Source organism: Stappia sp. MMSF_3263 (assembly GCF_030733745.1).
Taxonomy (GTDB): domain Bacteria; phylum Pseudomonadota; class Alphaproteobacteria; order Rhizobiales; family Stappiaceae; genus Stappia.
Genome location: NZ_JASHIK010000022.1, coordinates 22161 through 31720 on the forward strand (window position 1 = coordinate 22161; position 9560 = coordinate 31720).

The 9560-nt window shown below is 66.7% G+C and carries 6 protein-coding genes; 4 read left to right on the forward strand and 2 right to left on the reverse strand.

Annotated features, from left to right (window positions below):
- Nucleotides 1-196 precede the first annotated feature (196 nt).
- Nucleotides 197-2173: an autotransporter assembly complex family protein gene (locus RBB46_RS19460; RefSeq protein ID WP_306030692.1), complete on the reverse strand. Its 1977-nt coding sequence runs from the start codon at nucleotides 2171-2173 to the stop codon at nucleotides 197-199.
- Between the two features lie 402 nt (nucleotides 2174-2575).
- Between RBB46_RS19460 and RBB46_RS19465 the strand changes: the two genes are divergently transcribed.
- The 4 genes from RBB46_RS19465 (at nucleotide 2576) to RBB46_RS19480 (ending at nucleotide 8110) form a co-directional block, all read left to right on the forward strand.
- Entirely contained in the window at nucleotides 2576-3709 is a 1134-nt protein-coding gene (locus RBB46_RS19465) for a polysaccharide biosynthesis/export family protein (RefSeq protein ID WP_306030693.1), read from the forward strand.
- Nucleotides 3710-3796: 87 nt separating this feature from the next.
- Complete coding sequence (locus tag RBB46_RS19470) at nucleotides 3797-5149, forward strand: capsule biosynthesis protein (protein ID WP_306030694.1); 1353 nt, start codon at nucleotides 3797-3799, stop codon at nucleotides 5147-5149.
- Nucleotides 5133-6449, forward strand: coding sequence for a capsule biosynthesis protein (locus RBB46_RS19475; protein ID WP_306030695.1), 1317 nt, complete (start codon nucleotides 5133-5135; stop codon nucleotides 6447-6449). The genes RBB46_RS19470 and RBB46_RS19475 overlap by 17 nt, the downstream gene beginning before the upstream one ends.
- A complete protein-coding gene (locus RBB46_RS19480; RefSeq protein WP_306030696.1) occupies nucleotides 6446-8110 on the forward strand; it encodes a hypothetical protein in 1665 nt (554 codons plus the stop codon). The genes RBB46_RS19475 and RBB46_RS19480 overlap by 4 nt, the downstream gene beginning before the upstream one ends.
- A 56-nt stretch (nucleotides 8111-8166) precedes the next feature.
- Here RBB46_RS19480 and RBB46_RS19485 read toward each other — a convergent pair whose 3' ends face one another.
- Nucleotides 8167-9552, reverse strand: a complete 1386-nt coding sequence (locus RBB46_RS19485; RefSeq protein ID WP_306030697.1) for an aminotransferase class I/II-fold pyridoxal phosphate-dependent enzyme — start codon at nucleotides 9550-9552, stop codon at nucleotides 8167-8169.
- Nucleotides 9553-9560: the final 8 nt, after the last annotated feature.

Consider the following 9560-nt stretch of genomic DNA (forward strand, 5'->3'; position numbering starts at 1 on the left):
AAGCGAAATCATGGCGAAAGGGGAGGCGGCTTGAATCAGAGTGTGAAGGCGTTGAATCGGAATCGAAGCGCGAAGGGATCGCGCCAGCGCGCTGAAACGACTCACGAAGTCCTTCGTGAATCAAAAATGCTGCAATTTCGATATAAAATGCTGCAAGTTTTCGAAAATTCTTGTCCGGAATTGTAGATTCCGTGTCTCAAAAAGCCTGGCTAAGGCCGACATAGATGGCGAAATCCGGGTCGTCCTGCTCCGGGTTGAGCGGCACGGCGACGTCGAAGCGCAGTGGCCCGACGGGGGTAAAGTAGCGCAGGCCCGCGCCGACACCGACCTTCACCCCTTCCGAGAAATCCGGATAGATCGCGTCGAAACTGTTGCCGGCATCGATGAAGCCGACCAGCCCGATCGTGTCGGTCACCTTCATGCGGACCTCAGCCGAGGCCTCCACGAAGCTGCGTCCGCCGGTGACCTCGCCAGCAAGGCGCGGGCCGACATTGCGGTAGGCATAACCGCGGATCGAGCCGCCGCCGCCGGAGAAGAAGCGCCGCGCCGCCGGCACAGCGCTCACCGACGGGGCGATGATGCTGCCCGCCCCGAGCCGCCCGGCCAGAACGAAGCGCTTGGCATCGTCGAGCGCCTGATAGGCGGAGACCTGCCCCTTGGTGAACAGCATGAAATTGCCGCCCTTGGCGTCATAGGCCGGCTCGGCGAAGACGACGGCGTTGATGCCGCTGGTGGGGTTCAGCTTGTCGTCGCGGGTGTCGTAGGTCAGCTCGCCGATCACGCCGCCGAGCAGATAGGTGCGGTTGCCGAAGACATCCTGCTCGTCGGCATATTGCAATTCGGCGCCGACCCGCACCGACAGCCGGTCGTCGAACTCGCGGCGGACGAAGGCGTCGGCCGTGATGTTGCGGCTGCGATAGGCGTCGGGGATCTCCTGGCGGGCGCTGAGGCTGGTGGTGAAACTCGTCAGCGGCCCGAAGGCGCCCGGCTTCTCGAACGCGATGCGGCCGGAATATTCGAGGTCCGAAAGGCTGTTGTCGCCGATGCGCCCGACCGAGCCCTCGACGCTGAGCAACTCGCCGCGCCCGAACAGGTTGCGCCGCCGCCAATAGGCCTCGACCCCGAACCCTTCCGAACTCGACCAGTTGGCGCCGACGCCGATCACGTTGCGGCCACGCTCCGACACTTCGATGGTCATCGGCAGCAGCCCGTCCGGGCCGACGTCCTCGCCCGGCACGATGCGGATGGAGGAGAAGATGCCCAGTTCGCCGAGGCGTTTGGTCGCCCGCTCGATCGCTGCCGGATCGTAAGGCGCGCCTTGCGGGAGCATCGCGTGGGTGACGACGAAGTCCGGATCGGTCGCCTCGGTGCCGGTGACCGAGACCTCGCCGAAACGCGCCGCCCGGCCGGTCGCGGCCATGAGGCGGACATCGAGCCGGTTGCTGTCATGGTCGGCGACGATTTCGCGCCGGGCGATGCGGGCAAACGGATAGCCGGCTGCCTTCAGGTCATTGACGATCCGGTTTTCGGCGCGCAGCACCTTTCCCGAATTCGCGGTCTCGCCCGGCACCAGCCCGTATTCGGCCGGGGTTTCGAGCAGGGCGAGGGCCTCGCCGCCGTCTTCCGCGTCAAGCTCGATGCGGCCGAAGCTGAAAAGTGGTCCCGGCGTCACGCGGATCGTCACCGGCACCGGGCGCGGACCGGGCAGGGACGGCATCTGCAGCGCCTTTTCCAGCGACAGTCCGGCGACGCGAATGTCGACCGTGCCGGCGTAGTAGCCCTCGACATAGAGACGACCGACGAGCCGTTCGAAGTCGGAGGTGGCGCGGGCGATCAATCCTGCCTCGCCCGAGGGCGGACGCTCGACCTCACTGACCAGTTCGGAACTTTCGGAGAGCTTGTCGCGCAGATCGTCCCCGTTGCCCGCGACCGTCAGCGTCGCAGTATACGGGAACGGATCGGTGACGGGGATATCTGTCTCGGATGAGGAGGAGCCGAACGGCAGCCAGCCGAACAGGTCGAGCGCACTCGCGGGTGCCGGCGCCAGGACCAGGGCAGCGCTCGTCAGCAACGCGGCCGAAAGGCTGCGAAGCCCACGCTTGCGGCGCGTCGCACGTCCGGAGCCAGCCAGAAGACGCGGCAGGCTGTCATTTCGGATCCCGCATATACGCACGAGAATTTCCGATCCTGGCGTGGTCGAACGCCCTTTCGTCACCAACGGTTTAGCGCCTCGAAGCTAAGCCTGAATGGTTGACCGGTGATAAACCGGCTGTCCCATTCCAACACAACGGGTTTTGTTGATATGCCATGTTTCGCATGTCGTGACGAATCTCTGCAGGATTGGGTCTCAATTCAGCCCCCTCCCGCCGGCATGCTTTGCTGGAAGCGGTAGCCGAAAGGTCGAGTTTGTTGAAATCACTTTCTGTTTGGTTAACCAATCGGGGGGAAAATGTTGCCGTTCGACAACAGGAAGCGAACTTGGCCGCTGTCTATCGCATCCGCCTTGGACAGTCGGCGGAGCGGATGCTAACAGAAGCTGGCCTGTCGTGATCGGACAGTGAGAACCGAGGCCTTGATGCGTTTCTTAATCCCTGTTTTCCTTGCGTTTTCGCTCGCAGGCTGCGGCAGCCTGCCGGGGCAGGGGCCAACTGCGATCACCATCACGTCCGATGATATCGAGGGCGATGCGCTGCGCTCCGATTACGTTCTGCTGGCGCTCGACCGGGCCACGGTCAACACAGTGCACAAGTATCGACCCAAGCCGTTCTCCCGTCATTTCGCCTCCGTGCCCGATCGCGGACGCTCGACGCGCCTGGGGATCGGCGACCGCCTGGTCGTCACCATCTGGGAGGCGGCATCCGAGGGCCTGTTCTCCACCGCTGACGGCAAGCAGGTGTCGGTTCCCGTCGTCGTCGACGAAAGCGGTTATATCTTCATTCCCTATGCGGGGCGCATCCAGGCGAACGGCCTGTCGGTCGAAGGCCTGCGCGTCTCCATCCAGGAGCGTCTCAAGGGCAAGGCGATCGAACCTCAGGTTCTCGTCATGGTCGAGGGCAACGAAAGCAGCGGCGTGGTCGTCGTCGGAGACGTGACCAAGCCGGGCCAGTACACCATGTCGGTCCGCGGCATGCGGCTGCTCGAGGCAGTGGCGCGTGCCGGCGGCTCGCGTCAGGCGACCTACGAGACCGTCGTCACCGTCAAGCGCGGCAACAAGTCGGGCGAGGCGCGCCTCGTCGACCTGATCGAATACCCGGAAAACAACATCTGGCTGACGCCGGGCGACAATGTGCTCGTCACCCACAAGCCGCGTACATTCTCCGCCTTCGGCGCGGTGCAGTCGACGCAGCTCGTCCCCTTCAAGACCGAATCCGTCACGCTGGCGGAAGGCCTTGCCCAGGTTGGCGGTCTCAAGGATTTCTTCGCCGATGCGGCCGGTATCTTCCTGTTCCGCTTCGAGGATCGCGAGCTTCTGCGCCGGCTGAAGGGCGATGAGGTCGCCAACAAGTTCGACCGTTCCCGCGTGCCTGTCGTCTACAAGCTCAACCTGCGCGAGGCCGAGGCGTTCTTCCTCGCGCGCACCTTCGAGATGCGCGACAAGGACATCATCTATGTCGCCAACCATCCGACGGCGGAGTTCGGCAAGTTCTTGCAGATCATCGGGCCGCTGCTGTCCAGCGCCAATACGGTCAACGCACTGACGACCAACTGACCGGGGCGTATCCCGATTGATACGCGGGTCTTGCCAGGATCACGGTCAGTCGTGATCGCCGGCACCGCGTTTGAACGGGCGCCACAGATGCCGAACGAGACGCACAAGCGCACGGTTCTTTTCCTGCAGGGGCCACCCTCGGACTTTCCGCGCGTTGTCGCCGACGAGCTGGAGCGGCTGGGTCACCGCACCTTGCGCATCAATCTGAGCCTTGCCGACTGGCTGCTCTGGCGCGACCGGCGCTGCACGGCCTATCGCGGACGGCTGGAGGACTGGCCGTCCTTCCTGGAAGGCTATGTTGACGCCCATGCGGTGACCGACATCGTCTTCTACCAGGACCGGTTCCCCTACCACTCCGCGGCGCTCGGCATCGCCCAGAGGCGCGGCCTGCGCGCGATCGCCTACGAAAACGGCTATCTGCGTCCCGACTGGATCACGGCGGAACTCGACGGCATGTCGGCACGCTCGCTGTTTCCCGAGGACGTGGAGGCGATCCGCGCCACGGCCGCCCGGCTGGAGCCGGTCGATACCGGCGTGCGCTATCGGCATCCGTTCTGGCTTGAGGCGGCGCATGAGGTGGTCTTCCATCTCCTCAACGTCGTTGGGTTCCTCTTCCATCCGCATTTCACCCAGGACAAGTTCTACCATCCGTTCTTCGAGTATCTCGCCACGGTGCCCAGGCTGCTCTTCGCGCGGCGGCGCGACCGGCTCGCCAGCACACTGATCGCCGACCTGATCGAATCCAGATGCCCCTATTTCGTGTTCCCGCTGCAGCTTCAAAGCGACTATCAGCTTCGCTACAATTCGCAGTTCGGCCATCTTGCCGAGGCGCTGGACAAGGTGCTGGCGTCCTTTTCGGCGAATGCGCACATGGCCGCGCATCTGGTCGTCAAGATCCACCCGATGGATCAGGGCATTGAACCCTGGGGGAAGATCGTGCGGCGACTGGCACGCAAACACCGGGTCAAGCACCGTGTGCATGTGGTCGATGGCGGACAACTCGTCACCTTGCTCAGGCACGCATCTGGTGCGTTGATGGTGAACAGTACGACTGGTCTGCATGCGGTGCGCATCGGATGCCCGGTAAAGATCCTGGGCCTTGCTGTCTACGACATGCCTGGACTCACCTGTCAATTGTCCCTTGATCGGTTCTGGCGTACGCCGCAAGCGCCGGACGTCGAGGTCTACAATGCTGTTGAACGCCTGATGGGCCACGCGATCCAGATCCAGGGAAATTTCTACACGCGCGAGGGCAAGCTGGCGGCGGCACGCGAACTCGCCAGGCGCGTGTCGCTCGATCTCGTCAACCAGCCGGACGGGGCGGTGCGGCCGCCGCCAAGGGCCGACCGGGCCCTCGCGCTCGGCATTCCGATGAGTTTCGACGAGGAGATGGCCGCGCGCGGCCGGATTGGGCGGTGGTGGCGTGCCTGGCGCGGATGACGGAGACAAGCGGCGGCTGGGGAACGGCGAGGGGGACGCCGTCGGCCGGCGGCACTTCCTGTTCCTGCAAGGGCCGCTGTCGCCGCTGTACCGGCGCATCGGCGCGCGCCTTCGCAAGGCCGGTCACCGGGTCTCGCGGGTCAATTTCTGCGCCGGTGACTGGCTTCACTGGCATGGACAGGGGACGGAGTGCTGGCGCGGGTCGCTTGCCGAATGGCCGGACGCGGTCGCCGGCCGGATCGCCGGCGAGGCCGTGAGCGACCTTGTCCTGCACGGCGACACGCGGCCCTATCACCGGCCGGCGGTGCTGGCCGCCGAAGCGATGGGGATTGCCGTTCATGTGACGGAGCTGGGCCTGCTGCGTCCCGGGTTCATGACGCTCGAGCGCGGCGGACTGGCGACGCTGAGCCGTTTTCCCGACGATCCCGCCACCATTCGCGACATCGCCCGCACGGCGGGCGAACCGGATCTGTCGCCCCGCTTTCCCGGATCCTTCGCACTGGAGGCCTGGCAGGACCTTTCCTATCATCTGCCCAATGTTGCGGCGGCTCCGTTCTTCCCGCATTACCGCCGCCACACGCCTCTGCATCCCTTGCACGACTACGCGCTCTGGCTGAGGCGTCTCGCCACGGCCCCGGGACGGCGCCGGATCGCGGCGCGTCGGCAGGCGGGCCTGTTGGCCGACCCGCGACCCTTCTTCGTGCTGCCGCTGCAGATCGAGGGGGACTACCAGCTTGTCGCGCATTCACCCTTCGCCTCGATGCGCGAGGCGCTGGAGCTTGTCGTGCGCGACTTCCTCGACAACGCACCGGAGGAGGCGCGCCTCGTCGTCAAGACGCATCCGCTCGACAACGGGCTTGTTGACTGGGCGCGCGAATGCGGCGGGCGCGGCGGCGGGCGGGTCGTCTTTCTCGACGGCGGGTCGCTCGATGCGCTCTGGCCCCGGGCCTGCGGCCTCGTCACAGTCAACTCGACGGCAGGTCTCGACGCCCTGCGCAAGGGCGTACCGGTCAAGACGCTTGTTCCGGCGCTCTACGACATCGACGGGATGACGCACCAAGGAGACCTTGCGAGCTTCTGGCGGACGCCGACATCTCCCGACAGGGGGCTCGTCGGTGACTTCGTCACGGCCCTCGCGGCAACCACGCAGCTGCGCGGCTCGATCCACAACAGGGAAGGGCTTAAAACCGCCGTCGAGACGATATCGGCGCGCCTTCTGGGGGAAGGCCCGGCCGCCTTGAACAGCTCCGCCGAGCCGCCGCGTCTTGCCCGGGCCCGCGCGCTGGGGGTGGGATTGTGACCCGGGATCCCGCTTCCGGCCCTGTGTCCGGCCAGAACGTGCCCTTGCCGCCGGTTCGCCGCTGGCGGGTGGCCGACAGGGAGATGCTGCGGCATGGGAGGGCTCTTTCCGCCGTGCTCGGCGCGCCTGTCAAAGGTCTGGCGGACGTCCCCCGCACGGGCGAGGGGGTTCTGGTGGCGCCGGACCAGGCGGGGCTCTCGGGTCTTGCGGGAGCAGCGCGCGCCGCCGGCGTGCCGCTGGCGCTGGTCGTCGCGGCCCCCGTCCCGGCGCCCGCACCCTTTGACGAGGACACGCTCGCGGTCCTGGTGCTGCCGCTCGACCCGCGCATCGATGGCGGGGAAAAGGACATTGCCGGGCTGTTGCGGCCATTCACGGGTCCGCTGGCAACGGGTCCGCTTGCGGCCGCCTGCCGGGATGCCCTTTCCACGGCGCTGGGAGAGGTCGCTGGCACGGAAGCGGACGAGCTTGCGGCCGGCCTCGTGCCGCGCGCGATGCTGTATCCCTCGCCCTACGACCGGGACCGGCCCCTCGGATTTGCCGAAGCAAACGCGGCCGTTGCGGCCTTCGCCCGCCGCGCCGAGCTCTCCGACCGGCCGCTTTTCTGTTTCGGCGCCAAATCCTGGAACCACGCCTCGATTCGCGCGGCATATGCCGCCGATCGCGAGCGCTTCACATTCTGCGCCGATGCCGACGAGGCCATCGACAGGGCTCGGGCGGCAAACGGACGGGTGCTGGGATGGGCCGCCGGCGTCACGCGGGAGATTGATGCACGGGCACGCGAGGCGGGGGTGGACCTGTGGCGCATCGAGGACGGGTTCCTGCGCTCCGTTGGCCTGGGGGCCGGCCTTGCGCGCGGAGCGTCCGTCGCCTTCGACGACGAGGGGATCTATTTCGACGCGACGCGGCCGAGCCGCATGGAACGTCTGCTCGCCACCCGGCACCTGGACGCGGCCGAGCGGGCAAGGGCGGCCGGCCTGCTGGAGCTCCTGCGCGCGGCGCGCATGACGAAATACAATGTTTCGGGGAAGGGGGCGCTCCCGCAGGTGCCGGGGGACCGCGAGGTGCTGCTCGTGCCCGGGCAGGTGGCGGACGATGCCGGCGTGTGCCGCTCGCTCTCGAGCGTGATCGACTGCGCGACCTGCGACAATGTCAATCTGGAGCTGCTGCGGGCGGTGCGGGCGCGCAACCCTGAGGCCCATGTCCTCTACAAGCCGCATCCCGATGTCGAGGCGGGGCTGCGCAAGGGCCGGCTCGATGCGGCTGCGCTGGCCGGCCTTGCCGACCAGGTGGTTGCGGGATGCGACATTCTCGAGCTTGTCGGGCTTGCCGACCGGGTCGAAACCTTCTCCTCGCTGAGCGGCTTCGAGGCCCTGCTGCGCGGCCGCCCGGTCACTGTCTACGGCATGCCGTTCTATGCCGGCTGGGGGCTGACGCAGGACCTGACGGACAACGCCCGGCGCACCCGCCAGCTCGACGTGGAGACGCTCGCCCATGTCGCCTTCATCGACTACCCGCTGACGGTCGACCCGCTGACGCTCCTGCCGTGCACGCCGGAATTCCTGGTGTCGCGGCTGGCCGTACAGCGCGGCAGCAGGCGGCATGCGATCGCGCAGCGCCTGCGCCAGGACCTTTCCTGGCTGGGCCGGAAACTGGGCATCTAGGAGCCAGCGACCACGCGCCCGGACGAGGACAGGTCCTTGGCGAGCGGGTTCGCCGGTCAGCTGTCCTGACGCACGCTCTTCACCAGCGAGGAAAAGCCCACATTCTCGCGCGCCATTGCCGCAAGTTCCTCGGCGGTGGCATCCACCGCCCGGTCGATTTGCTCGCCGCTGTGCTCGCTGGTGATGAAGAACCGGATGCGCGCCGATTTCTCCGCGACGGCGGGGAAGACGATCGGCAGCGCGTTGATCCGCCGGGCAAGCAGCCGGTTGGAGAGGGTCGCCGCGCCGATGGAATCGCCGACGATCACCGGAATGACGCTGAGGCCCGCACTCGGGCCGGTGTTGAGACCCGCATTGCGGGCCCGTTCGATGAAGCGGCGGCCGTTTTCGGCAAGCCGCCGCACCCGTTCGGGCTCGCGCGCCATCACGTCGGCGGAGGCGATGGCCGCGCCGGCCAGCGCCGGCGACAGGCCGACCGAGAAGACGAAGCCGGGGGCCGTCGCCCGCAGGTAGTCGCAAAGCGCCCTGGAGCCGGCGATGTAACCACCGCAGGCCGAAAAGGTCTTGGACAGCGTCCCCATCCACATCTCGACGCTTGTCGGATCGACATTGAAATGCTCGGCCAGCCCGCGCCCGGTCTCGCCCAGCACCCCGACGGAATGCGCCTCGTCGACAAGCAGCCAGCAATCGAAGTTCTGCTTCAGGCGGATCAGGTGCGGCAGGTCGGGAAAATCCCCGTCCATGCTGTAGATGCCTTCGACGACGATGAGGACGTGATCGTATTTGTGCCGGTTCTGCGCCAGCAGTTCTTCAAGCGCGTGAAGGTCCCCATGCGGGAAGTTCATGCGCGTCGCGGCTGACAGGCGTGCGCCTTCGGTGACCGAGTTGTGGACGAGGGAATCGGTGAGGATGAGATCGCCCGACTTCATCAGGTGTCCGATGACGGTCACGTTGGTGGCATGCCCGCTGACCATCACCACCGCGTCCTCGACGCCGTGGATGCGTGCCAGGCACTGCTCGAGCTCCCGGTGGATGGGACGTTCCCCGGCAACCACCCGGCTGGCCGAGGCGCTGGTGCCGTAGGTTTCGATCGCCCGGGCCGCCGCCGCGTTGACCTGCGGGTGGCCGTTCAGGCCGAGATAGTTGTAGGAGGCGAAATTGTCGTAGGTCTCGCCGTCGATGACGGTGGTGGCGCCGGCAACGCCCGCATGGGCGCGGAAAAACGGGTTGTCGAGGCCGATCATCTCGGCGGCCGCGCGGTGCATCCGCAACTGGCGAAACTGCGGCAGGCTGGAGAAGTCGAAGGCGGCGGGCCCCGGCGGCGGCGCCTGCCGCGCGGCGCGCGCGGGTTGCCGGTCGCGGGCGGCCTTGTGGCCGGCGCGCAGGTTGGCGACCAGCTGCTTGCGCGCGTCGCTCGAACCGCTCGTCCCGTCCTTGCTCAACTTACTGC